The sequence below is a fragment of the Bacteroides sp. An322 genome (assembly GCF_002161765.1).
Classification (GTDB): Bacteria; Bacteroidota; Bacteroidia; order Bacteroidales; family Bacteroidaceae; genus Phocaeicola; species Phocaeicola merdavium.
This window is the reverse complement of the sequence record NZ_NFIN01000011.1, coordinates 36,509-60,793: the sequence shown is the minus strand read 5'-3', so window position 1 is coordinate 60,793 and position 24,285 is coordinate 36,509. Positions and strand designations below refer to the sequence as shown.

At 47.7% G+C, this 24,285-nt stretch carries 21 protein-coding genes; 13 read left to right on the top strand and 8 right to left on the bottom strand.

The genetic code is table 11. The features are described from left to right. Positions 1-17 precede the first annotated feature (17 nt). The 3 genes from B5F91_RS07800 (at position 18) to murI (ending at position 2,121) form a co-directional block, all read left to right on the top strand. Positions 18-533: an OmpH family outer membrane protein gene (locus tag B5F91_RS07800; RefSeq protein WP_087428562.1), complete on the top strand. Its 516-nt coding sequence runs from the start codon at positions 18-20 to the stop codon at positions 531-533. Positions 534-613: 80 nt separating this feature from the next. After that, positions 614-1,162, top strand: a complete 549-nt coding sequence (locus B5F91_RS07795) for an OmpH family outer membrane protein (RefSeq protein ID WP_087428526.1) — start codon at positions 614-616, stop codon at positions 1,160-1,162. Positions 1,163-1,293: 131 nt separating this feature from the next. Continuing rightward, complete coding sequence (gene murI, locus B5F91_RS07790; RefSeq protein ID WP_087428525.1) at positions 1,294-2,121, top strand: glutamate racemase; 828 nt, start codon at positions 1,294-1,296, stop codon at positions 2,119-2,121. Between the two features lie 256 nt (positions 2,122-2,377). Here murI and B5F91_RS07785 read toward each other — a convergent pair whose 3' ends face one another. Both B5F91_RS07785 and B5F91_RS07780 read right to left on the bottom strand, forming a co-directional pair. Then, entirely contained in the window at positions 2,378-3,640 is a 1,263-nt protein-coding gene (locus B5F91_RS07785; protein WP_087428524.1) for a peptidase U32 family protein, read from the bottom strand. 53 nt (positions 3,641-3,693) lie between these two features. Beyond that, positions 3,694-4,527: a hypothetical protein gene (locus tag B5F91_RS07780; RefSeq protein ID WP_087428523.1), complete on the bottom strand. Its 834-nt coding sequence runs from the start codon at positions 4,525-4,527 to the stop codon at positions 3,694-3,696. Positions 4,528-4,899: 372 nt separating this feature from the next. Here B5F91_RS07780 and B5F91_RS07775 point away from each other — a divergent pair, with 372 nt between their 5' ends. From B5F91_RS07775 to B5F91_RS07765, 3 genes are all read left to right on the top strand, one after another. Beyond that, positions 4,900-5,274: a helix-turn-helix domain-containing protein gene (locus B5F91_RS07775; protein WP_087428561.1), complete on the top strand. Its 375-nt coding sequence runs from the start codon at positions 4,900-4,902 to the stop codon at positions 5,272-5,274. After that, entirely contained in the window at positions 5,271-6,269 is a 999-nt protein-coding gene (gene dusB / locus B5F91_RS07770; RefSeq protein WP_087428522.1) for a tRNA dihydrouridine synthase DusB, read from the top strand. Before B5F91_RS07775 ends, dusB begins: the two co-directional genes overlap by 4 nt. A gap of 143 nt (positions 6,270-6,412) precedes the next feature. Then, positions 6,413-7,384, top strand: a complete 972-nt coding sequence (locus B5F91_RS07765; RefSeq protein WP_087428521.1) for a DUF3089 domain-containing protein — start codon at positions 6,413-6,415, stop codon at positions 7,382-7,384. 165 nt (positions 7,385-7,549) lie between these two features. Here the strand turns inward: B5F91_RS07765 and B5F91_RS07760 are convergent, their stop codons facing one another. Further along, the gene (locus tag B5F91_RS07760; protein ID WP_087428520.1) at positions 7,550-8,602 is read right to left on the bottom strand and encodes an IS1595 family transposase; all 1,053 of its coding nucleotides are present in this window, start codon (positions 8,600-8,602) and stop codon (positions 7,550-7,552) included. Between the two features lie 429 nt (positions 8,603-9,031). Here B5F91_RS07760 and B5F91_RS07755 point away from each other — a divergent pair, with 429 nt between their 5' ends. Together B5F91_RS07755 and B5F91_RS07750 are read left to right on the top strand one after the other, a co-directional pair. After that, the gene (locus tag B5F91_RS07755; RefSeq protein WP_087428519.1) at positions 9,032-9,631 is read left to right on the top strand and encodes an FKBP-type peptidyl-prolyl cis-trans isomerase; all 600 of its coding nucleotides are present in this window, start codon (positions 9,032-9,034) and stop codon (positions 9,629-9,631) included. A 124-nt stretch (positions 9,632-9,755) separates the two neighbouring features. Then, positions 9,756-10,601, top strand: a complete 846-nt coding sequence (locus B5F91_RS07750; RefSeq protein WP_087428518.1) for an ATPase — start codon at positions 9,756-9,758, stop codon at positions 10,599-10,601. Here the strand turns inward: B5F91_RS07750 and B5F91_RS07745 are convergent. Beyond that, positions 10,589-11,497: an AraC family transcriptional regulator gene (locus tag B5F91_RS07745; RefSeq protein ID WP_087428517.1), complete on the bottom strand. Its 909-nt coding sequence runs from the start codon at positions 11,495-11,497 to the stop codon at positions 10,589-10,591. The genes B5F91_RS07750 and B5F91_RS07745 overlap by 13 nt on opposite strands. 345 nt (positions 11,498-11,842) lie before the next feature. On the opposite strand from B5F91_RS07745, the gene B5F91_RS07740 reads away from it, so the two are divergent. From B5F91_RS07740 to B5F91_RS07720, 5 genes are all read left to right on the top strand, one after another. Next, positions 11,843-12,898 carry an efflux RND transporter periplasmic adaptor subunit gene (locus B5F91_RS07740; RefSeq protein ID WP_239416367.1) on the top strand — a complete coding sequence of 352 codons (1,056 nt, stop codon included), beginning with the start codon at positions 11,843-11,845 and terminating at the stop codon, positions 12,896-12,898. Beyond that, the gene (locus B5F91_RS07735; protein ID WP_087428516.1) at positions 12,898-16,032 is read left to right on the top strand and encodes an efflux RND transporter permease subunit; all 3,135 of its coding nucleotides are present in this window, start codon (positions 12,898-12,900) and stop codon (positions 16,030-16,032) included. The genes B5F91_RS07740 and B5F91_RS07735 overlap by 1 nt, the downstream gene beginning before the upstream one ends. A 211-nt stretch (positions 16,033-16,243) precedes the next feature. Beyond that, positions 16,244-17,548, top strand: coding sequence for a TolC family protein (locus B5F91_RS07730; RefSeq protein WP_087428515.1), 1,305 nt, complete (start codon positions 16,244-16,246; stop codon positions 17,546-17,548). Positions 17,549-17,664: 116 nt separating this feature from the next. After that, positions 17,665-18,963, top strand: a complete 1,299-nt coding sequence (locus B5F91_RS07725) for a phenylacetate--CoA ligase (RefSeq protein WP_087428559.1) — start codon at positions 17,665-17,667, stop codon at positions 18,961-18,963. A 12-nt stretch (positions 18,964-18,975) separates the two neighbouring features. Next, the gene (locus B5F91_RS07720) at positions 18,976-19,404 is read left to right on the top strand and encodes an amino acid-binding protein (protein ID WP_087428514.1); all 429 of its coding nucleotides are present in this window, start codon (positions 18,976-18,978) and stop codon (positions 19,402-19,404) included. Positions 19,405-19,485: 81 nt separating this feature from the next. Here B5F91_RS07720 and B5F91_RS07715 read toward each other — a convergent pair whose 3' ends face one another. From B5F91_RS07715 to B5F91_RS07700, 4 genes are all read right to left on the bottom strand, one after another. Beyond that, entirely contained in the window at positions 19,486-20,913 is a 1,428-nt protein-coding gene (locus B5F91_RS07715) for a sialate O-acetylesterase (RefSeq protein WP_087428558.1), read from the bottom strand. Positions 20,914-21,053: 140 nt separating this feature from the next. Next, positions 21,054-21,443: a GtrA family protein gene (locus B5F91_RS07710; RefSeq protein ID WP_087428513.1), complete on the bottom strand. Its 390-nt coding sequence runs from the start codon at positions 21,441-21,443 to the stop codon at positions 21,054-21,056. Positions 21,444-21,563: 120 nt separating this feature from the next. Beyond that, entirely contained in the window at positions 21,564-23,321 is a 1,758-nt protein-coding gene (aspS, locus tag B5F91_RS07705; protein ID WP_087428512.1) for an aspartate--tRNA ligase, read from the bottom strand. A gap of 87 nt (positions 23,322-23,408) precedes the next feature. Then, entirely contained in the window at positions 23,409-24,098 is a 690-nt protein-coding gene (locus B5F91_RS07700; RefSeq protein WP_087428511.1) for a murein L,D-transpeptidase catalytic domain family protein, read from the bottom strand. Positions 24,099-24,285: the final 187 nt, after the last annotated feature.

The following is a 24,285-nucleotide window of genomic DNA, read 5'->3' as shown; positions in this document are numbered from 1 at the left end:
CAACAGATATGAAAGATATGAAAAGATTGATTTTCTCAGCAGCCCTGCTTGTGATGTGCATCTTTACAGCACAAGCACAAAAGTTTGCCTTGATAGACATGGAATTTATCTTGAAACATATCCCTGCCTATGAACAGGCAAACCAACAAATGGCATCGCTATCCAAACAATGGCAAAGCGAAATAGAAGCCAAAAGCAACGAAGCGAAAGCCTTATATGAAGCTTACCAGAAAGAAGCCGCTACCCTCTCTGATGCCCAACGCACGGCAAAAGAAGAAGCCGTAGTGGCAAAAGAGAAAGAAGCAGCCGAACTTCGGCAAAAATACTTCGGACCGCAAGGCGAAATGATGAAAAAGCAACAAGAACTCATTGCTCCCATTCAAGACCAAATATACAATGCGGTAAAGGAAATCGCAATTGCCCAAAATTACGATGCGGTTATTGACCGTGCCTCGGCACAAAGTATGATTTTTGCTTCCCCACGCATTGATATCAGCAATGAAGTACTCACACGCTTAGGATATTCAAATTAATTTTATACATTTGCATCCGTTCGCATGACAATAGAAAAAACAATAGAAAACTAATAACAAACAAATAGAAATTAAAGATTATGCTGAAAAAAATTGCTTTATTACTCTTGCTCGTCGCTCCGATGAGCTTGTTCGCGCAAAAATTCGCGCATTTCAGATCAATGGACATCATCCCGGTAATGCCGGAGTATGCAAAGGCTCAAACCGACATCCAAGCATTGTCAAAACAATATGAGGATGAAATCAAACGCTCGGCTGAGGAATTCAACAAGAAATACGCTGAATACCAACAAGAGCAACAGAATCTCCCGCAAAATATCCAAGAACGACGCCAGAAAGAGTTGCAGGAAATGATGGAAAAAGGTAACCAGTTCCAACAAGAAGCACAACAACAATTGGATAAGTCGTACCGGGAAATGATGGAGCCTATTTACAAAAAATTGGAAGATGCGGTAAAAGCTATTGGCGCAGCCGGAGGATATACATACGTATTTGACCTGAACCGTACAGATATCCCTTATATTGATGAAAACGCATCGAAAGACGTAACTAACGACATTAAGACTAAATTAGGCATTAGCCTGACCGCCGTACCTGCTGCACCTGCAGCTGCTGCTCCGGCAAACTAATGCAAACATACTTCATAAAGCATATTTCATGTCATCCTGAACGAAGTGAAGGATCTCGAAAACATCCGTTTACACATACGAGATTCTTCACGCCGTTCAGAATGACATTACTTTTTTAATATCATACGCTTATGACAACCACAGGACCTATCGGCATATTCGATTCCGGCTATGGAGGATTGACTATCCTCAGCAAAATACGCGAATTGCTTCCCCAATATAATTATCTTTATTTAGGTGATAACGCCCGTACGCCCTATGGTACACGTTCGTTCGAAGTAGTCTACGAATTTACCCTCCAAGCAGTACGCAAATTGTTTGATTTGGGTTGTCCTTTGGTTATCCTTGCCTGCAACACCGCTTCGGCAAAAGCCTTGCGCAGCATCCAGCAACACGATTTGCCTCATCTTGACCCTTCTCGAAGAGTTTTAGGAGTTATCCGTCCTACAGTAGAATGCATCGGAGAATTAACCTATACCCGCCATGTAGGCTTATTAGCCACCGAAGGCACCGTCCGCTCACAATCATATCCCTTGGAAATCCATAAACTATACCCCGATATCCAACTTACGGGAGTGCCTTGCCCTTTATGGGTACCCTTAATAGAAAACAATGAATTCAATTCTCCCGGAGCCGATTATTTCGTACAAAAATACCTAAACCAACTACTCAGCCAAGACCCTGAAATAGATACTATCATTTTAGGATGCACCCACTATCCGCTCCTGCTAGAGAAAATCCGCCGTTACACCCCCTCTCATATCCGATTGGTAGAGCAAGGGCAATATGTCGCCTCCAGCTTGAAAGATTACTTAGCAAGGCATCCAGAAATACGCACGCGATGTGAAACAGGCGGAGCATGCCAATTCCTTACCACCGAATCTGTAGAAAAATTCCGTGAATCAGCCAATGTCTTCCTGCATCAAGAAGTACAAGTACAGACTGTTACACTGGAATAATATGCCTATAGAACGCATTAAAAAAGGCAAGCATACCAAACACTATTAGCACACTAAAAAGAGGATATAAGCCATCTTGCCAGTCCTACCTAGAAAGGATTGGAGTTTTCACCCAGTCAGTACTATAGTTTTATACGGGTAGGACTGCAATCCTACCCTAGTAGGATTGCGATCTTACCCGTATGAAAAAGGCTATGCACCCTACTTCGTTTTTTATTCAACACGCATCGGTGCATAGCGTTATTTATGTATCCGATTATTTTTTCTTCAATTCTTCGGTCGGAACCATGCGGTAGAGCTTGTCGCTGGGACGGATTCTGCCCGGAACCTTGAAGGATACGTGCACGCCTTTGTGCACTACATCCACCGGCTTCAGGTCGACACGGGCTTCTTCGAGGGTAACGAACATCGCGCCCGTAGTAGGTCCGGTTATCAGAAGTTTGTCGCCTACCTTGATTTCGGAAGCCTCTATCAGGAACTCCGCCACACCGATGTTCGAGAAATACTTGATGCCCCGTCCGGCATAGACCTTACGCTCGGTGGCTTCCGAACCGTAATTGCGACTCCATTCGCCCAAGCGTTGACCCAAATAGTAACCGTTCCAAAATCCGCGGTTAAACACCGTCTTCAGGCGTTCGTCCCAAGCGTCTTTCTTCTCTTCGGTGAACGTGCCTTCCAAGTACGATTGGATGGCTTCCTTGTAGCACTCCACCACCGTGCGCACGTATTCCGGTCCGCGGGCACGGCCTTCTATCTTGAACACCCGTACGCCCGCTTCTATCATCTCGTCCATAAAGCGGATGGTCTTCAGGTCTTTGGGCGACATGATGTATTGGTTGTCTATCTCCAGTTCAATGTCGCTCTCCTTGTCTTTCACGATATACGCCCTGCGGCACACCTGCATACAAGCACCCCGGTTGGCAGAAGCGTTCTGTTCATTCAAGCTAAGGTAGCACTTGCCCGATACCGCCATGCACAATGCCCCGTGGCAGAACATTTCAATGCGCACCGGTTTCCCCATCGGCCCCATGATATGCTGCTCTTGAATGGCATCGTATATCTTACGCACCTGTTTCAGATTCAGTTCGCGAGCCAGCACCACCACATCGGCGAAGCGGGCATAAAACTTCAACGCCTCCGCGTTGCTGATATTCAACTGGGTAGAGAGATGAACTTCCTGCCCCACTTGGTTGCAATAAGCCATTACCGCCACATCCGAAGCGATGACCGCACTGATGCCCGCTTCTTTCGCGGCATCAATAATCCGGCGCATCAGTTCGATGTCCTCATCATAGATAATAGTATTCACCGTAAGGTAACTCTTCACCCCGTTTTCGTCACACGTGCGGGCTATCTCGCGCAAGTCATCAATGGTAAACGTGCTTGCCGAACGAGCACGCATGTTTAGGCTCTCAATGCCGAAGTAAATGGAATCCGCTCCGGCATGGATAGCGGCAGCCAGCGACTCGCGCGAGCCGACTGGTGCCATAATCTCGAAGTCTTTTATCGAATCATTCATTCTTTTGCTCATTTTAGGCTGCAAAGGTAATGAATTTCCGGCGAATAATCACATTATTTATATAAAGCCTTGCCTAAGTCTTCCAGTCCGGCTTCTCCAGGCAAACCGGGATAGGCTTTCTTCATGGCATCCACAAAAGCTTGCGATGTCGGGTTTGCATTGAACAGTTCTTTCATCTTTTTCAAGTAAGCGATTTTAAACTCTACCGCATCCCGTTTTGCCGCACCTCCATGTCCGCCGATAAAGAGTTCCGCACCCGATGCCAACGAGTTTTCCGCTTCAGCGATTTCAGCATCTATGCCAGCCGGAGACGATACCTGCAAATGACTGATATGTGCCTTTGCCGGAGTCCAGTGCGTATAATATGCCTTCCCGTCTATCAGGATGCTTGCAGCAGGGAAATCCGAACTTGCCCCATGACGGAACTCGAACGTCATGCCCGCCCAAGTCTGCGTTGTTCCGAAAGCGACTTCTGATACTTCACCCGTAGGCATTTCGGTCATAGCATCACCGAATGCTTGTGCAAAACCTTTCATCATCCCTCCATATATTTCACCTTTAGTAAATTCGGGCATACCTTCCGCCATTACCACATCATGGTTTCCGGTGCCGCCCACGTGATAATCCGTGATACGTTTCTCTACGGGCTTCTCCAATGCCGAAAGATAAGTGTCAAACTCCGTTACATTCTCCTTGAACAAGGGTTGTTCCATCGTTACAAGCGCATCCTTGCCCTCAATAATGTAACTTGCGTCACCCAACGCATCGTTGGTGTAATACACATGCAGTTTGCAATTGCCGAGGTCATGTACCTCGAAACGTCCTTTAGTCTGTGCCATAGCTGTAATTGTTAAGAGATTGAACAAAATAAATAATACTTTTCTCATGGTTTCCTGCTTTTAGTGATTATACTCATGTTTTACCTTTTCTGCACTGCAAAGTTGGGAAGAGTTTTTCAAATCCACAAGTAGGTACGTGAAAGTCAGATACTTACGCAGAAGTAACCTTTATTGGATATAAGCAAGTTGCAAACGAAAATATTTTTGAAAAAAGTTATTTGCTATTCAAAAGAACTTTGCTTACTTTTGTAGAGCGAATTAGATTTTCATCAAACACAGAGACGCAAAAACGCAGAGAAACCATTTTAGAGAAAGTAAAGAGTATGAAGCCTGATACTTTCTCTGTGTACTTTGCCCTCTCTAAAAACAAGAACTTTGCGCTTTTGCGTCTCTGCGTTCAATAAAATGCACAAACACAATATGGACCGAACTACAATAGAAAGCACGATGTTCCCCGATTGCCCGATACGGAACATCTTGGCACGGATTAGCGACAAATGGTCACTCTTGGTGATTTATACGCTTGACAGAGCTGAAAAAGAAAAGATGCGCTTCAAGGAACTCCAACGCAAGATACCCGATATCTCGCAAAAAATGCTGACCGTAACCCTCCGCACCTTAGAAGAAGACGGCTATCTGACCCGTACGGTCTATCCCGAAGTGCCGCCCCGTGTGGAATACACATTAACTTCCCGCGCCCATTCCTTAATTCCGCATATCAACGGACTGATAGAATGGGCATTAGAGAATAAAGACGCAATTATAAACGACCGCAAAAAGACATCCCGCGCATGAACATACGAAACATTGACTTAGGAGAAAAGCCCGTGGTATTAGCACCCATGGAAGACGTGACCGACCCCGCATTCCGCCTGCTCTGCAAAGAGTTCGGAGCCGATATGGTCTATACCGAATTCGTTTCGAGCGACGCCTTGATACGCTCGGTAGACAAAACGATGATGAAGCTCAACATCAGTGCAGCCGAACGCCCCGTGGCTATCCAAATCTACGGAAAAGACACCGAAACCATGGTAGAAGCGGCACGCATCGTGGAGCAAGCCCGCCCCGACATCCTCGACCTGAACTTCGGATGCCCTGTAAAACGAGTAGCGGGTAAAGGCGCAGGGGCAGGTATGCTTCAGAATATCCCCAAGATGCTGGAAATCACCCGTGCCGTAGTAGATGCCGTACAGATTCCGGTCACGGTAAAGACCCGTTTGGGTTGGGACGAGAACCATAAAATCATCGTAGACCTTGCCGAGCAATTGCAGGATTGCGGCATTGAGGCATTGACCATTCACGGACGTACCCGCTCGCAGATGTACACGGGCGAAGCCGACTGGACCCTGATAGGCGAAGTGAAGAACAATCCGCGTATGCGCATCCCTATCATCGGGAACGGGGATATCACCACGCCTCAACGTGCCAAAGAGTGTTTCGACCGCTATGGCGTAGATGCCATTATGATAGGCCGTGCCAGTTTCGGACGCCCGTGGATATTCAAGGAAGTGAAACATTATCTGGAAACGGGCGAAGAACTTCCTCCCCTTTCTTTCCGCTGGAAGCTGGACGTATTGCGCCGGGAGATACAGGACAGCATCAACTTGCTCGATGAACGCCGGGGCATCCTTCACGTAAGACGTCACTTGGCGGCTTCTCCTTTATTCAAAGGCATCCCCAATTTCCGCGATACCCGCATCGCCATGCTCCGTGCCGAAACCCAAGAAGAGCTTTATGCGATACTGGAGCGTATTGAAACGATATTGGAAGACAATTCGAGAGTATGTTAAGACAAAAATTAGCTTTCATTTTGTCATCCTGAACGATAGTGAAGGATCTCGAATGCATCCACGTAGATGTTTACGAGATTCTTCCTCCATATGGTCGTCAGAATGACATTACTTTTTAACAATTAAATTTTATTGTACAAGCCATGAACACCCAATCACCCTTACACTTCCTCAAACATTTAGCATACTTCGTTTGCCTCCTCTTTACACTCGCTTCTTGCGAGAAAAACGCATCGACACCCGTAAGCGATACGATAGACTATTCCAATCCCCAATGTTGGTTCGAGAACAAACAAGACGCTATGGGGAAAAATGTAGACTTGTTTTATGTAGTCCCCACCTGCGTATGGGACTATACCGACTCGTTAGGACAAACCCGGCACCACATGGATATCTTCAATGCAGAGCAACGTGCCTTGGTGAATCCTTCCATCCAATTGGCTAAAAGCGTATTGGCAGATAGTTGCAACTTCTTCTCTCCTTATTATCGCCAAATCTCAATGGATAGCTGGCTCACCTTAGACACAGCACTCATCGAAGAACGTTTCAAGTTGGCTTATCAAGACGTGGCGGATGCCTTCCATTATTATATGGAGCACGATAACCAAGGGAAGCCGTTTATCCTTGCCGGGCATAGCCAAGGAGCTAAGGCGGTTATCGAACTATTGAAACGGGAAATGACACCCGACATCAGCCGGAAACTCATTGCCACCTACGCCATCGGCTATACCGTTACACCGGAAGAACTGGCTAACTATCCGACCCTACGTCCTGCACAAGATTCCATTGATACGGGCGTACTTATCGGCTTCAATAGCGTGACCCGCCCCGAAGCCGTATCGCCTTTATTCCGAGACAATGTAGTGTGCATCAATCCCGTCAACTGGCGCACCGATGCTACTCCCGCCCCGTCCTACCAAGGCTTTACCGTCTCGCTCGATACTACTATCCATACGCTTATCGTAACAGGCATAGACGAAGAACAGTACTTCATCCCCAGTGTAGAAACCCTGTTACCCAAAGGCAACCTGCACGTGCAAGAGTTCAATCTCTATAACGAAGACCTGCGCAAGAATGTATTGCAACGCATACGGGCATATCGGAAGAAACATTGATGTTTGTGATATTAAACACAGAGACACGGAGACACAGAGAGAAATATTTCTCTAAAAAAAGGACTAAAAACTCCGTGCCTTTGTGTCTCTGTGTTCCAATTTCATTATATCTTTGCCGACGTTGAAAAAAAGAACTCCGTGTGGTGATAAATGTACTAACAAACCTTAAACGATTTCATCGTCCGGTAAGTAGTAGTCTCTCCATTTGATGTCCGATGTGTAAATGGCGGCAATCTTAACCAACCTATCAAACAGGTCATATTTCGGGTCGCATGAATCTTTGAAGAATCTTCTGTTGAATTTCCAGCAGAATTCATTCAAGTAAAGTTGCAAGAACTGCTTGTCAACCTCACCATGAATGGCAGCAATGCCACTTCGGCAGCGTCCTATGACAACATGCACCCAAGGCAAATGAGTCTTGACAACAGAATCCACATTGCTCTCAACATGCCGTTCATACCCTTTGAAGTACCCTTCGAAGTTTATGTGCGAGGAGGAACCGTCTGAAACGATGACCGTATCCTTGTCAATGTGTTTACGTACTATTTTGTCCAACGTGTCAGCACTCAGATTGTCAATCACAAACATCTTTATGTAATGGACAACCTTTCCGATGCTTTGCCTTTCCGCTTTTTTAGCCAATTTGGATGCTTTTCTTATGGATTGCTCTGTTGCCTCGCACAAGTATTGCTGCAGTACAGTGTCAACAGGTTTGCTTTCAACGATGACAAGTACCTTGGCTTGCTGTTGGCTTCCTGCCCCGCGCTTGATTTTCTCACCGCGCGCCTCTTCAGGAATCCGTATCGGAAAGAACGCCTCATCGAGCTCCACTTCATCCGACAATTGGTATATGGAATCCCGCTTTCCCATGATGTTCCTCAACTTCATCATCATAAGCCACACGGGAGGGTATTGTTCTATCCGCAGCTGGTGCTGGACTTCTTTTGCGGAAAGCACCTGCTTGATGGACGTCATAAGGTGCATGGCATAGAACCAAGTACGAAGGGACAACTTGCTGTGTTCCATTACCGTCCCCTTGGTCAAGGGAATGCTGCAACCGCATTTTGTACACTGAAACGCTTTTCTCCCTTGCAGCCACTTATCAGTTTTGACACCGCAATTAGGGCAGGAAACGCCTTGGATGATGCGAATGTCTCTAAAATAAGACACGCAGGATTCTTCCGTCGGAAAACGACCTTCAAATTGACTTAGCAGCATATGGCTTTTCTTGCAAATTTAGTGGCTTTCATTCCATTAGAAAAGCTGCACCATCGGACTTAACAGATTTTAGTACATTTATCACCACACAGAGTTAACTTTATGAGTTCTGACTTTGCTGAATAAACTTACATATATAATATACTATATATAAATATATATATTTATATATAGTATAATTTATGTAATCACATTCTTCTTGCCGTGCGTTTTCAATTTTTCTAATTGTCATTTGTCATTGTTAAGATGAATATATATGCATAAACTATACCATACAAGTGCATACATGAAAATAGATAGCTGCGCCGCGCCGGGCAGGCGGATGGGGCAGCGTAACTTTTGAAAATAAATTCCTGTTTTCTCTTGACAAACGCTTTTCCGTTTCGTATCTTTGCCGGGCAATAAACAATCTATATTATATTTTTAGACATGGAAAATAAATACATCACTGTATCATACCGCCTTTATGCGATGAACGGCGGAGAAAAAGAATTGATTGAAGAAGCACCGGCTAACCATCCGTTCCAATTCATTTCGGGTGTAGGCTATACGCTCGACCGCTTCGAAAAAGAAATCACCGCCTTGGCTAAGGGAGACGAGTTCAACTTTACCATTCCTTGTGCCGAAGCATACGGCGAGCGCGACGAGGACAATGTGCGCCAAGTGTCGAAAAGCATGTTCTGCGACGAGAAAGGGAAATTCGATAGTGAAAACATCTTCCCCGGAAACATCATCATGCTGAGCGATAACGAAGGACACCGCTTCTATGCCAACGTGGGCGAAATCACCGAGGATAAAGTCGTTATCGACCTGAATCATCCCCATGCAGGAAAAGACCTGATATTCGAAGGGAAAGTCATCGAGATGCGTCCCGCGACCAATAAGGAAATAGAAGAAATCGCAAACGCCATGAGCGGTGGATGCGGAGGCCATTGCGAAGGATGCGGAAGCGGATGCGGCGAAGAAGGACATCACCACCACGGCGAAGACGGATGCTGCGGAGGCGGAGAATGCGGACATTGCCATTAAACCGCTTCTAATTGTATATGATGAAAACGCAGATTTTCGCAGATTAGCTCAGATTTAAATTAAATTATTATCTGCGGAAATCTGCGTTAATTTGCGTTTCTATTTAACATAAACTGATTTTCTTATGATTCTTATCGCCGATAGCGGAGCAACGAAAACCGACTGGTGCTACGGCACCGGCGGTTCTGAACGTGTGCGGATACAGACCGAGGGCATCAATCCGGTCCACCAATCCGAGACATACATCCGGCATATCATCGAGGAACAATTGTTCCCCTCGTGCGAAGAAGCCGCACACACGTGTACCTCTATTTATTTCTATGGCGCGGGATGCCTGCCTTCGGTTTCATCTTCTATCAGAGAAGCTTTGCAATGCTTCTTTCCTAAGGCACATATCGAGGTGGAAACCGACTTAACGGGAGCCGCGCGCGCCTTGTGCCAAAACCGTCCGGGCATTGCCTGCATCTTGGGCACAGGCTCTAATTCGTGCCTGTACGACGGTCGGCAAATCTTGGAACACGTTCCCCCGCTCGGATATATCTTGGGAGACGAAGGAAGCGGTGCTTATCTCGGCAAATGTTTCGTGGCGGATTGCTTAAAAGGGCAACTTCCCATACACTTACGGGATTCCTTGTTGGATGAATTGCAAATGAATGAAGCCGGAATTATCGACCGCGTGTACCGCCAGCCGCAAGCCAACCGGTTCCTGGCAAACCTATGCCCTTTTATCCACCGGCATAAAGGCGAGGAAGAAGTGCACGCCTTTCTCATGCAATGCTTCGGCGCATTCTTCCGGCGCAATGTGCTCCGCTATTCCAAACGGCTTCCCGTCTCTTTCGTCGGCTCTATCGCCTGGCATTTCCGCACGGAGATAGAAGAAGCGGCTCAGAGAGAAAAGCTCGAAACGGGCGTTTTCCTTCAAAGCCCTATCGGGAAGTTGGCGGACTATCATCTGCATCAGGCTTTCTGATATTGCTTGGGCGAGCATCCCACCGCCGCCTTGAAATATTTCCCGAAGAAAGAAGCGTTGGCGAAGTTCAGCATATCGCTCACTTGCTGGGCGGTATATTTCCCGCTCTTGAGCAATGCCTTGGCTTCGAGAATCACGCAATCCTTAATCCATTCGCCCGCATGACGCCCGCTTTCCTGATAAATCACCTGCGCTAAGTATTTGGGTGTGAGACACATCTCGCTGGCATAAAACGTAATGCTCCGCTCGTGCGTATAATGGCGTTGAACCAAGTTCAAGAAAGTGTCAAGCAAGTGTTTCGACCTGTTCCGGCTTTTTTCCGTCTCCTTGATTTCCAGTTCTTCCGACAATGCCTGATAACACTCCGCCAATATCACTTGCATACATCCTTTCAGGGCTTCGCGCGTGAACTCGGTATGCGGGGCTTCCATCTTCTTCCGCATCAGGCGGTAAAGGAAGAGCATCTCGTCCATCCGTTCTCCCGTGAGGGTAATAATCATCTGACTCGCCAACCGATTGCGGAACTTGGCGGAAAAAGACGCACTGGCTTCACCCGCATAACTATCATCCAAGCAAGCGATAAGAGCAACCTGAAAATCGGGAGAAGTATCCAAGCACTCCCCTATCGAATTAGGGAAAAGAATCATGACTTCCCCCGCCTTTACCGTCCGCTCTTGCAAGTTGCACTGAAAGCGCATATACCCTTTGGTGCATATCATAATCATCATGAACATGAGTTTGAAAGGATAAACCGGAGCCATGTACTTATCGCGGTCTTCTTTCGAAAGAGGCATGTCGAAATTATCGTCCACCATCAGTTCGTTCCCGAATACCACGTTGCGGTTAGAATCCGCAAGCATCATCATCTCTAACTTGTTGAATTGACTCTGTTTCATAAGCAACTGTTCTAATTAGCTTATATGAATGTCCGCATTTCGTCCAATTACTTGTAGGGGCAGGGTTTGCCTGCCCGAATGCGTCCACAGATATATCCGTTGATGTATCAGGGCGGGCAAACCCCGCCCCTACATTGGATATTTGCAGATATTCATTTTAGCTTATATTATGTATTCGTTCACATCGCAAATATACGCCATTTAGAGTAACAAACAAGATGATTTATGCTCTTTTCTTTCCATAATCCGTCCTTTCGGACAGTTTATCCGCCGATTGGCTCGTGTTATTCTCCCGTAAACGATGCATCTTTGCATCAATGAAAACCGAATAACATCATAAACAACATGAAGAATACGTATTTGATAGCCGTTTTAGGCGTGATGTGCCTTCCCTTTGCCGGATGCACACAGAGGAATCATGAAAAAGGCACGGTGCACCACGTGATGTGCGTCCGTCCGCTCCCGTCGGGCGGAGAAAGTGTGAAATCGTTTTCGGGCATCGTGAAGGAAGCGCGCGAAATCAGCTTAGGATTCAAGACCGCCGGACAAATAGAACGCATCCATGTGAAAGAAGGCGACCCGGTGCGCGAAGGGCAACTGATAGCCGAGCTGGACGATGCGGACTATCGGCTGGGCGTGGAAGCCTTGCAGGCACAAACCGACCAATTAGAAGACGAGGTGGGGCGCATGAAGCTCTTATACGAGGCGAAAAGCGTTTCGGAGAACGATTATGAGAAAGCCGTGGCGGGTCTGCGCCAACTAAAGGCACAACTTCAATTGAACCAAAACAAACTGGATTATACGAAGCTTTACGCACCGCTTTCGGGGTATATCCAAAGCGTGAACTTCGAACCGGCGGAAATGGTAGACGCCGGCACCCCGCTCGTCACCTTATTGGATATAAACCGCCTGGAAGTGGAATTGGATATCCCCGTAGAAGTCTACCAACGGAAAGACCGCATCACCGGCATCGAATATACCAATGGCACATCCGTACCGATGAAGCTGAAGAGCCTGACCCCGAAAGCCGACGGCACGCAATTGTACCGGATGTGTTTGGCATTCGAAGGCAAGGCACCTCAAAAGCTGACCGCAGGCATGAACGCAAGTATCACGCTCCGCATGGCATCGGAAGGGCAAGACGGGACTTTCACGCTCCCGATGCACGCCGTCTTTAAGGAGAGCGGCAACACGTATGTATGGACGATAGGCAAAGACTCGCTGGCACGCAAAGTGCAAGTCGCCCTGCAAGGCATGGACGGAAACGGGCAGGCGGTCATCTCTTCGGGACTGAAAGGAGACGAACAAGTGGTAAGAGCCGGAGTGAATGCCCTGCAAGAGAACGAGAAAGTAAGCATCACACCCCAACCGGCTAAAACGAACGTAGGAGGACTGCTCTGATGAAACTAACGGAATTCTTTATCAAACGCCCCACCCTGTTCTGGTCTTTTGCGGTATTCATGATATTAGCGGGCATATTAGCGTTTATCCAGATGCCGAAATTGGAAGACCCAGCGGTGGCGGTAAAGCAAGCCATGGTGGTAGTGCCCTATCCGGGAGCCAGCGCGCATCAGGTGGAATTGGAAGTGGCGCAAGTGATGGAGGACGAACTACGCAACCTGCCCGATGTGAAGAAGGTGAAAAGCGAATGCCAGGGAGGCATGGCGATGCTCACCGTAGAGTTCCACATGACGGTGTTATTGAAAGATTTAGAGCAACATTTCGACTTGCTCCGCCGAAAGGTGAACGACCTCCGGCAAAAACTCCCGCAAGGGTGTTATGACCCCGTGGTGGTGGACGACATGATGGACGTGTACGGCATCTTCTATGCCTTCACGGGAGACGGGTACGACTATCCTGAACTCTATCAATATGCCCGCATGTTACGCCGTGAACTGATGGGCGTGAAAGGAGTGAAGCGGGTCAATATCGTGGGAAACCGGGACGAGGTAATCAACATCATCCTCTCGAAAGACAAGATAGCACGCAACGGCATCTTGCCCGTGCAAATCATGACCGCCTTGCAAGGTGCGGGAAAGACCATACAAGCGGGAGACTATCAGACGGGAAGCGACCGCCTTCAGATACGGGTGGGTGAATCCATACGTGATGAAGAGGATGTCCGCCAACTCCTGATAGGCACGTTCGACGGAAAGCAAGTGCGCTTGGGTGATGTGGCACGGGTGGAACGGGCTTATTCCGAACCCCAGCGCAACGGATTCTTTGTCGACGGGAAACCGGCTCTCGCCATTTGCCTTGCCATGGAAGCCGATGCCATTGTGCCCGATGTAGGAGCGGCGGTCGATGCCAAGTTAGAAGAAGTCATGAAGACCATGCCCGCCGGAATGGAGACCGAAAAGATATTCTTCCAGCCCGATAAAGTGGACGAAGCCATTAACTCGTTCATGGTGAACTTGGTGGAATCGGTAGCTATCGTGATTTTGGTGCTCATATTCACCATGGGTATCCGAAGCGGGGTGATTATCGGTTTCGGGCTGATACTGACCATTGCCGTGTCCTTCCCTATCCTATTGGTGTGCGGCACCACCCTGCAACGCATCTCCTTAGGGGCTTTCATCGTAGCGATGGGAATGTTGGTAGACAATGCTATCGTGATTATGGACGGTATCTTGATAGACAAGCAACGGGGGTACGGACCGAAAACCTACCTGTACCGCATCGGGCGGAACACCGCCATGCCCTTGTTGGGCGCTACGGTCATAGCGGCATCTACGTTCTTATCGGTCTATCTCTCGCCCGACTCTGCCGGAGAATACGCCCGCGACCTGTTCTTAGTGCTTTGCGTGAGCTTGCTCGCCAGTTGGGTATTAGCACTCATCCAAGTGCCCGTATGCGCCAAGTCATGGCTTCCCGTGCGCGAGAAAAAACAAGGGAAACCGACCGAGGTGCTCAACTCGCCCGTACATCGGTTTATCCGGCGCAGCATCGGAGTCTTGATAGAACACCGTAACCTCACGCTCGGCATAGCAGGTATCGTATTAGTGGTGTGCATCTTCGGAATGACGCGGGTGAAAAACCTCTTCTTCCCCGACTTCGATTACCGCCAGTTCGTGATTGAATATTACCTTCCCTCGCAATCCAGCCCCGACCAAGTGCGGAAAGACCTGTTAGAGATAAGCGCATGGCTCCGCGAAAAGCCCGAAGTAGAACGGGTAGCCGCAAGCATGGGAAGCGCGCCCGCACACTATTGCTTAGTGCGCCCCATGACATCAGGAGGCGATTGCTACGGAGAGTTGATGGTGGATTGCGAAGACTATGCTACGGTGATGAAAATCCTTCCTACGGTGCGCGATGAGCTTCGTGCCCGCTATCCCGACGCATACATCCGGATGCGGAAATACAATTTCTCTATCGCTACCTCGCACACGGTGGAAGTAGAGTTCTCCGGTCCCGACCCTGCGGTGCTCCGCGAGTTGAGCCGCCAAGCGGAAAACATCATGCGCAAGTGTGAATATGTAGACCCGTATTCGGTACAGAACAACTGGAGACCCGCGGGCAAGTCGCTCGTGGCGGACTATGTGCGTGCCAATGCGCTCCGGTCGGGCATCGAACGGAGTGATGTAGGCAATGCCCTCTTGGCAGCTACAGACGGTATGCCCGTAGGCGTATTGACCGACCAAGACCGCACGGTGCTCATCAACCTCATGGTGCGGAATGCCGACGGAAGCCGGATTACCGACCTGAACGACATCCCCGTATGGAGCATGATGAACCTGCGCCTGACCGAAGAAGACCTGCAAGGCGTATTGACGGGAAGCAAGAACGCTTCCGACATCCAGGACGGGCTATTCCGAAGCGTGCCCCTGAGCAGCGTATCGGAACCCGTGCGGACGGACTGGGAAGAAGACGTGGTGTACCGCGTGAACGGACGCCGTGCCATCGAAGCCGAATGCGACCCGAACACTGACCTCTACGAAGGTACACCGGCTAAGGTGAAAGCGTCCATTCAGAAGGAAATAGAAGCCATTCCTCTTCCCGAAGGCTATCAGATGCGCTGGACGGGCGAAGACGAGCTTCGTGATGATGCCATATCCAACCTGCTGAAGTTCGTTCCGCTCACCATTTTCCTGATATTGATTATCCTGCTTTTGCTCTTCAATAACTGGAAGAAGGTGATACTGATTCTCATCTGCTTCCCCTTCGTGTTCTGCGGCATCACCCCTGCCCTGCTCCTCTTCCGCCAGCCGTTCACCTTCATGGCAATAATCGGCATGATGGGGCTAATAGGGATGATGGTGAAGAACGCTATCGTATTGGTGGACGAAATCAACCGCTTGCAAACCGAGGAGAAGCGAGACCCGTATCATTCGGTGATAGAAGCCACCGTATCGCGTGTGCGCCCCGTACTAATGGCATCGCTCACCACCATTGTGGGCATGATTCCGTTGGTGGGCGACCCGATGTACGGTTCGATGGCGGTCACTATCATGGGCGGGCTTACCGTAGGCACTATCATCACGCTGATACTCTTGCCGCTGTTCTACACGGCATTGTTTCATGTGAAGAAATATTAGTTATATGCAATTCAATCAAACGCAGAGACGCAAAGACGCAGAGAAATATTTTTAGAGAAAAGCAAAGGACACGGAGAAAATGAAAATTAAGAATTATCCGTGCATACCATAACTTTTTTAATCCTCTTGCGCTCTTTGCTCTCTCAAAAAATAAAAACTCTGCGCTTTTGCGTCTCTGCGTGCAATTTATGAAAACATCCAAAAAGACATTATGAAAAAACTATTCTTATCATCACTCGCCGCCCTCTTCTGCTGGACGGCAATGGCACAAAGCCCGCTCACGCTCGACGCACAAGCCTGCCGGGAAATGGCGTTGGCGCATAACGAAGACCTGATGCGTGCGGGAAACGAAGCACGCAAGGCGGAACTGGACAAACAAATCGCTTTCCGGGGCTATCTTCCGAAACTGGACGGAACAGCTACGGGCACTTATCTGACCGACATGGACCTGATGGGCATGGAACTTCAGATGCGGGGCATGTACATGGCGGGCATCAGCGTGGTGCAACCGCTCTATGCGGGAGGGCGCATCATCGCCGGAAACAAGTTGGCACGCATCGGAAAGGAATGTGCCGACGAGAACCTGCGCAAGACCCGTATGCAAGTGATAGCGGATGCCGATAACGCCTACTGGACATACATCTCGGTGGGAAGGAAAGTGCGGATGCTCGAAAGCTACAAGACACAGATGGACACGGCGTTCCACCAAGTGGAAGTGGCACTCTCCGCCGGCATGGGAGTAGAGAACGACCTGCTCCGCATCCGCACCAAGCAAAGCGAAATCCATTACCAATTGCAAAAGGCACGCAACGGGCTCGACCTCTGCCGCCTGGCGCTCTGCAACGTATTAGGGCAACCGCTCGATACCGAAATCACACCCGCCGATACGGTTATTTCGGTATCGGCTCCCGCACAAATGGACGAAAACATCTCGGCACGTCCCGAACTGGCTCTCTTGCAAAAGCAGGTGGAAGCGGGAGAGCAACAAGTGAAAATGGCACGTGCGGACGTACTTCCGCAAATCGGACTATCCGCCGGATACCTCTATTACGGCAACATCAAGCTGAAAGGCACTACGTATGACAACGCGGGAAACGCCGTTCCCTTCACCCAGAAGTTCGATGACGGATTGGGACTGGTCATGGCTTCGGTCAGCATCCCGCTCTTCCACTGGGGCGAAGGATTGAAAAAGGTAAAGAAAGCCCGCCTCGACTTGGAAAGCGCACGGCTCGACCTGCAAAAGAACCAACGCCTGCTCAGCATCGAAGCACGCCAGGCGGTGCAGAACGTAACCGACGGATACCGCATGGTGGAAACGGCGCAATTAGGATGTGCCCAAGCCGACGAGAACCTGCGCGTGATGCAGAACCGGTACCGGAACGCACTCTGCACCCTGACCGACCTGCTCGATGCCCAATCGCAATGGCAACAGGCTCAAAGCAACCTCATCGAAGCCCAAACCCAATACAAGCTCTACGAAACGGAATACCTGCGGGCGACGGGAAGGCTGGAGTAAAAAAAAGGAAACTAATTTCAATTTGAAAAAGATTTTCATTATTTTCATACGTTATTATTCATTATTTCCTATATTTGCCATGAAAAAGATAATGAAAGACCATGAAACACGAATCTATGTATTTACATCCGGAACTGGAGACCATGACTCGTCCGGAGATAGAAAAACTTCAAATGGAGCGGTTGCAACAGACTCTGCAACGCTGTATGCGCACTCCTTTTTATAAACAACGCTTTGCCGAAATCGGATTGAAACCCGAAGATATACATTCGTTGGATGACTTGCAAAAAATCCCCTTTACCACCAAACAGGATTTGCGCGACCATTATCCTTTCGGACTTTCTGCAGTTCCGTTGGAAGAAGTCGTTCGCTTGCATTCTTCCAGCGGTACCACCGGCACACCGACCGTTATTCTCCATACCCAACATGATTTGGACGAATGGGCAAATGCCGTGGCACGTTGCCTCTATATGGTAGGATTACGCAAGGGAGATATTTTCCAAAACTCATCAGGCTACGGCATGTTTACAGGCGGATTGGGATTTCAGTATGGAGCAGAACGGTTAGGAATGCTTACCGTACCTGCCGCCGCGGGAAATACCAAACGGCAAATCAAATTCATTACAGATTTCGGAACAACCGCCCTTCACGCCATCCCCAGCTATGCGGGAAGACTTTACGAAGTGATGGAAGAAATGGGTATCGACCCTCGACGTGACACGAAACTCCGCACGTTGATTATCGGAGCCGAACCGCATTCAGACGAACAACGCCGACGCATCGAAGAGATGTTGGGCGTAAAGGCATATAACTCGTTCGGCATGTCGGAAATGTGCGGTCCGGGTGTAGCTTTCGAATGTCCCGAACAAAACGGCCTGCACATCTGGGAAGACTATTACATCGTGGAAATTGTCAATCCCGATACACTGGAACCTGTACCCGAAGGTGAAATCGGAGAATTGGTACTGACCACTATCAACCGTGAAGCAATGCCTCTATTGCGCTACCGCACACGCGACTTGACCCGCATTCTTCCGGGTGATTGCCCTTGCGGACGTCATCATATACGCCTTGACCGCATGAAAGGGCGAAGCGATGACATGATGATTTTGAAAGGCGTAAACATTTTCCCTATCCAGATAGAAAATATCTTGATGCAATTTAAAGAATTGGGCAATGATTACCTCATTACGCTAACTAACTTGGAGGCAAATGACGAAATGACCGTGGAAGTGGAATTAAACGATTTCACCGATGATTACGGATTCTTGCAACGCCTGACCAAAGAAATTACCCGTCAACTGAAAGATGAAATCCTTATCACTCCGCGCGTAAAACTCGTGCCAAAAGGAAGCCTGCCCAAGCAGGAAGGTAAAGCTGTGCGTGTAAAAGATTTAAGAAAAACGTTGATTTAAAATTTACAAGATATGACCATCCATCAATTATCCGTATTTGTAGAAAACAAGTCGGGAACACTGCTTCAGGTTCTCGAATTGTTGAAAGAAGCGGGCATCCAGCTCATCGCTTCCACCATTTCCGATACCGTAGAATACGGCATCTACCGCATTATTTGTTCCGAACCTATGCGTGCGTATGATACCCTGAAACAAGCGGGCATATCGGCGAATCTCTCGGAAGTGTTCGCCATTATGCTCGATAACCAGCCTGGACGTGCCGCCGACGCCATCCGTAGTTTTAGCGAAGCAGGGATAGGCATTTCTTATCTCTATTCGTTCCTGCTTTCCGGAAAAGGCATTTTGGTATTCCGTACCGATAACACTGAGAAGACACGCCAAGTCATCTTAGACAAAGGACTGGACTACATCGAAGAAAAACGCCTGCTGGAAATGGCGTGATTTTTATTTAACGCAGAGGCGCAAAAACGCAAAGATTTAATTTCAAAAAAAGGCTTTTGCGTCTCTGCGTTCAATTAAAAATCACTCCCATGTATCGGAACGGAATGGAATAAGCGGCATCCAATTGCCTCCATATAAAGTTCCCAACGAAAAATCACGGAAACAATAACGAACCGCCACCGGTGCTTTTACCCGACGGGATGAAACCACTATTTCATTGGTTTGCCAATGAAGCCAAACCGAATCAGCCGGATGAAACAAACGGTCTTCACCAGCCACTTCAAACCCTTGAATATCGTAATTCCGGCAAATACCCATGCCAATATTATCTATTGCCACCCAAACTTCATCTCCCTTAACAGTAAACGACTTATACCGAGGATGCTGGCAAAAGAATTGTTGCTTTCCATACGTATGGTTCAACGCCAAATAGCTCAGCCTGCGTCCTACTTGTTTCTTATCACCCGGATGAATGTTGTAACGCTCATAAGGCTTTACCAAATCATTAATGCAAATCATGTCGCTATTCGGAATTAGCCGGATAGCTTCCCATTGAACCTCCCGCAAATAAGGAGCCAATCCATCCTGACTGCCCTCATATTCATAAGGAGCTATTTCAACGGCATAAAACGGAATATCTCCCTGCTCCATTTCGCTACGCCAAAGCTCTACCATATTTGCCAAACGACGAGCATAAGTCTGATGATATCCGACATTGGAACATCCTTGATACCAAAGAATACCGCGCACTGTATAATGCCGTACCGGTAAAAACATGGCATTATACATCAGCATAGGACGCTCGTAGGCTACTTGCTTTTCCATATCTTCAGGACGAAGCGATACATCGGGATACTGTTCCAATAATTCACGGTTTGTCCAACTCTCCACTTTGGAACCTCCATAAGCACAACTCACAATACCTACCGGCACCTGAAGCACCTCACTTAAAGTTGTGGCAAAAAACCATGCCGTAGCACTAAATTCAGGAGACGTTTGAGGTGAAGGTACAGCCCAGGAGCCTTCTACATCTTCTAAAGGCTCGTAGCTCTGCCTTAGTGGAACCGTAAAAAAACGTATATGGCGCGCCCATTGTGCCGAGAATGCAATTTCATCAAAACCACCCTCGACACAACATCCTGCAAATCCCTTTAAGGGCATCTCCATATTGCTTTGCCCAGAAGCTAACCAAACCTCCCCTATTAACACTCCTTTCACCGTCAGCTTTTCACCGTCATCAAAACAGATTTCGTAAGGAGTAAAACCAGCTTTAGGAGTCGGTATACTTACCGACCAATTCCCTTTTCCGTCCGCCAGGCAAGTATACGTCTGATTATTCCACGAAGGGGTCACATTGACCGTAGCATCAGGCTCTGCTTTCCCCCAAAGCCGAGCCTCTGCCTGTTGTTGCAATACCATATTGTCCGCAACCAAAGCAGAAGGCTGTACTTTCGCATTCGAAAATACACAAATCAAAAGTACCGCCAGCAAACAAATGTTCCGTTTCATTGTCATGTCATTTTAAAATTAGATTATTTTCGTTCAGACAAATATATAAAGATTCTTCTATTACCGCCAAAGAGAAAAGGTAGGCAAATAACATTTCCATACCTAATCCGAAACAAAAAGCACCGGCAAAGATTATCAATTTAACGGAAAGTGACATGACGGTTGGCCATGAAATTGACCGCACCATAAATAAAAAGCCCGAGGAACTGAGCTAAATATTCATTGCAATGAAGCAATTCCACTAACATCAGAAGAAAAAGGAATTGCGTTGTATACGCCAACAAGAAAGCACCGGCAAAAAACAATATCTGATGCCAAATACCGTTTTTCTTGTCATCGGTTTCTAAAGGAAATATCCAATATTTACACCAAATGAAATTATGAATCTGAGCGATAATGTATGCTATAACATTCGCTGTAATGTAGTCTTCGCCTTCAATGTGCATCAATAGCCATACAACCAATGCCGTTATCAGCGCATTGAGCGTTCCTACTATGGCAAAGCGAATGATTCGCACAGATTCTTTCATGTAGTTTATTATCAAATTTGAACACAGAGACACAAAGCCACAAAGAAATTTTTGTTACAGCAAAATTAAAAAACTCTGTGTCTCCGTGTCTCTGTGTTTGATTTATCAGTTAGTTGCCGCTTATTCTTTAATATCCACTTTCAAGTGAAGCTCATCCAATTGTTTTTGGTCGAGGAATCCCGGAGCGTCCAACATTACGTCACGGCCCGAATTGTTCTTCGGGAAAGCAATACAATCGCGGATAGAATCAAGACCGGCAAAGAGTGATACCCAGCGGTCGAGACCGTATGCTAATCCTCCGTGAGGAGGCGCGCCAAACTTGAAAGCATTCATCAGGAAGCCGAACTGCTCTTGCGCTTTTTCGGGAGTGAATCCCAAAATTTCGAACATCTTTTCCTGTAAAGCCGAATCATGAATACGGATAGAACCGCCTCCGACTTCCACACCATTAACTACCATATCGTATGCATCGGCACGTACAGAAGCAGGGTCAGTATCCAGCAAAGGAATATCTTCATCCTTCGGATGTGTAAACGGATGATGCATTGCCATCAAGCGGCCTTCTTCCTCACTCCATTCGAACATCGGGAAGTCTACCACCCACAAGCAAGCGAACTTGTTTTTGTCGCGCAAACCGAGTTGATTACCCATCTCCAAACGCAACTCGCAAAGCTGCTTACGGGTCTTCATCGCATCGTCTCCGCTCAATATCAAAATCAAGTCGCCCGGTTTTGCTTCGAAAGCTTCTTTCATTTGCTGAAGCACCTCTTGGCTATAGAATTTATCTACACTCGACTTCACGTTTCCGTCTGCCTCAATGCGTGCGTACACCATACCTTTTGCACCGATTTGCGGACGTTTCACAAACTCGGTCAGCTGGTCAAGTTGCTTGCGGGTATAGTGGGCAGCGCCTTCTGCACAGATACCGCCAATGTAAGCCGCATTGTCGAATACCGAGAACCCATAACCTTTCAATACGTCCATCAATTCGACAAACTTCATGCCAAAGCGCAAGTCGGGCTTATCACTTCCGTAATACTTCATCGCATCTGCCCACGGCATCCGTTGGAACGGTTCGGTCAGTTCTACGCCACGCAATTCCTTAAACAAATGCTTAGCCATGCCCTCGAACATCTGGATAATGTCTTCCTGCTCTACGAAACTCATTTCGCAATCTATCTGGGTAAATTCAGGCTGGCGGTCGGCACGTAAATCCTCATCACGGAAACATTTTACAATCTGGAAATAGCGGTCGAAACCCGATACCATTAATAATTGCTTCAAGGTTTGAGGAGACTGGGGAAGTGCATAAAACTGTCCCGGATTCATACGCGAAGGAACCACAAAGTCGCGTGCACCTTCGGGAGTAGAACCAATCAGCATCGGGGTTTCCACTTCGAGGAAGCCTTTGCTGTCCAAATAGCGGCGCACTTCCATCGTCATGCGATGACGGAGTTCCAAATTCTTACGCACGGCAGTACGGCGCAAGTCAAGGTAACGGTATTTCATCCGAAGGTCATCTCCTCCGTCGGTATTATCTTCAATAGTGAATGGAGGCGTTTGCGCCGCATTCAGGATATTCAATTCTGATACGATAATTTCAATTTCACCTGTAGGGATGTTGGCGTTCTTGCTGGAACGTTCGCTTACTGTACCTTTTGCCTGAATCACATATTCACGTCCCAAGTGGTTGGCACGCTCACAAAGTTCGGCATTTACTTCCGTATTGAAAACCAACTGGGTGATTCCATAACGGTCGCGGAGGTCAACAAACGTCATTCCTCCCATTTTGCGTGAACGTTGCACCCATCCGGCAAGCGTCACGTTTTTGCCTGCATCGGCGAGCCGAAGCTCACCGCAAGTATGACTTCTGAACATATTCTAAACGTTTATAAATCTAAGTTTCATTAAAATTTAGGCAAAGGTAGTACTTGTTTTTGACTTATGCAACAGATTTGCAGCAATTCAAAGGGTATGCAGGACGGTGCTTTGAGCCAAATAATCGGGTCTGTCGGCATAAATATACATCACGCTTCCGCCCTTAATGGCATCGATGATAGGACGCGAAAGCTTTTCGGGTACTGCCGGACATCCGAAGCTCCGCCCCAGTCTTCCTCCATTACGGATAACCGAAGGATTAGCGTAAGCAGCCCCGTGCATCACAATGGCACGCCGGCGGGCATGGTCGTTAATCCCTTTTTCCAACCCTTCCAATATCAGGGAATATCCGTTTTTGCCTTGGTAAGTAGATTCGGTCAAATAAAATCCCAATGAACTTTTCAGCGAACCGTCTTCGTTAGAAAAAGAAGTGGCATAGTTATTCCCGCTATTTTTCCCATGAGAAACGACCGAAGAAAAAAGCATTTTTCTTTGTTTCATATCGAACACGTACAAGCGTTCTTGCGTAGAAGGCTTCGAAAAATCAATCAACGTCAGCACTTCCCGTTTTCGTCCTCCAATGCGGTAATATCCCGTCACAGCCTGACGGAAAGCGGCATAATTCACCCTTCCTTCCAAATCCATTTCACGGTACAACTGAAGGCAACGGTCGGTCACTTTCACTTGGGGAACCTCTTTTTTCTCTTCCGGTTGGCTAAAAATAGAACTGGATACAGCACCCGCTAAAATACATACAAACAAAACAAAACGCAGCATTGGAAAACTTTTTTGAATACGGGCGCAAAGATAGTGATTTTTAATAGATAATGTGGCTTTACGAATGAATATTTTTTGAACTTTGAACACAGAGCCACAGAGGCACAGAGACACTGAGTCTTTAATTTTAAGTATGTGAAAATACACTGTGATTTCAATTCTCTGCGTCTCTGTGCCTCTGTGTTCA

Excerpts from the sequence above, each read along its gene's own strand:
- B5F91_RS07765 (WP_087428521.1), top strand. The coding sequence starts at position 6,413 with ATGAACACCCAATCACCCTTACACTTCCTCAAACATTTAGCATACTTC.
- murI (WP_087428525.1), top strand. The coding sequence starts at position 1,294 with ATGACAACCACAGGACCTATCGGCATATTCGATTCCGGCTATGGAGGA.
- B5F91_RS07710 (WP_087428513.1), bottom strand. The coding sequence starts at position 21,443 with ATGAAAGAATCTGTGCGAATCATTCGCTTTGCCATAGTAGGAACGCTC.
- B5F91_RS07715 (WP_087428558.1), bottom strand. The coding sequence starts at position 20,913 with ATGAAACGGAACATTTGTTTGCTGGCGGTACTTTTGATTTGTGTATTT.
- B5F91_RS07700 (WP_087428511.1), bottom strand. The coding sequence starts at position 24,098 with ATGCTGCGTTTTGTTTTGTTTGTATGTATTTTAGCGGGTGCTGTATCC.
- B5F91_RS07740 (WP_239416367.1), top strand. The coding sequence starts at position 11,843 with ATGAAGAATACGTATTTGATAGCCGTTTTAGGCGTGATGTGCCTTCCC.
- B5F91_RS07795 (WP_087428526.1), top strand. The coding sequence starts at position 614 with ATGCTGAAAAAAATTGCTTTATTACTCTTGCTCGTCGCTCCGATGAGC.
- dusB (WP_087428522.1), top strand. The coding sequence starts at position 5,271 with ATGAACATACGAAACATTGACTTAGGAGAAAAGCCCGTGGTATTAGCA.
- B5F91_RS07780 (WP_087428523.1), bottom strand. The coding sequence starts at position 4,527 with ATGAGAAAAGTATTATTTATTTTGTTCAATCTCTTAACAATTACAGCT.
- B5F91_RS07760 (WP_087428520.1), bottom strand. The coding sequence starts at position 8,602 with ATGCTGCTAAGTCAATTTGAAGGTCGTTTTCCGACGGAAGAATCCTGC.
- B5F91_RS07775 (WP_087428561.1), top strand. The coding sequence starts at position 4,900 with ATGGACCGAACTACAATAGAAAGCACGATGTTCCCCGATTGCCCGATA.
- B5F91_RS07750 (WP_087428518.1), top strand. The coding sequence starts at position 9,756 with ATGATTCTTATCGCCGATAGCGGAGCAACGAAAACCGACTGGTGCTAC.
- B5F91_RS07745 (WP_087428517.1), bottom strand. The coding sequence starts at position 11,497 with ATGAAACAGAGTCAATTCAACAAGTTAGAGATGATGATGCTTGCGGAT.
- B5F91_RS07755 (WP_087428519.1), top strand. The coding sequence starts at position 9,032 with ATGGAAAATAAATACATCACTGTATCATACCGCCTTTATGCGATGAAC.
- B5F91_RS07730 (WP_087428515.1), top strand. The coding sequence starts at position 16,244 with ATGAAAAAACTATTCTTATCATCACTCGCCGCCCTCTTCTGCTGGACG.
- B5F91_RS07725 (WP_087428559.1), top strand. The coding sequence starts at position 17,665 with ATGTATTTACATCCGGAACTGGAGACCATGACTCGTCCGGAGATAGAA.
- B5F91_RS07735 (WP_087428516.1), top strand. The coding sequence starts at position 12,898 with ATGAAACTAACGGAATTCTTTATCAAACGCCCCACCCTGTTCTGGTCT.
- B5F91_RS07785 (WP_087428524.1), bottom strand. The coding sequence starts at position 3,640 with ATGAATGATTCGATAAAAGACTTCGAGATTATGGCACCAGTCGGCTCG.
- B5F91_RS07800 (WP_087428562.1), top strand. The coding sequence starts at position 18 with ATGAAAAGATTGATTTTCTCAGCAGCCCTGCTTGTGATGTGCATCTTT.
- aspS (WP_087428512.1), bottom strand. The coding sequence starts at position 23,321 with ATGTTCAGAAGTCATACTTGCGGTGAGCTTCGGCTCGCCGATGCAGGC.
- B5F91_RS07720 (WP_087428514.1), top strand. The coding sequence starts at position 18,976 with ATGACCATCCATCAATTATCCGTATTTGTAGAAAACAAGTCGGGAACA.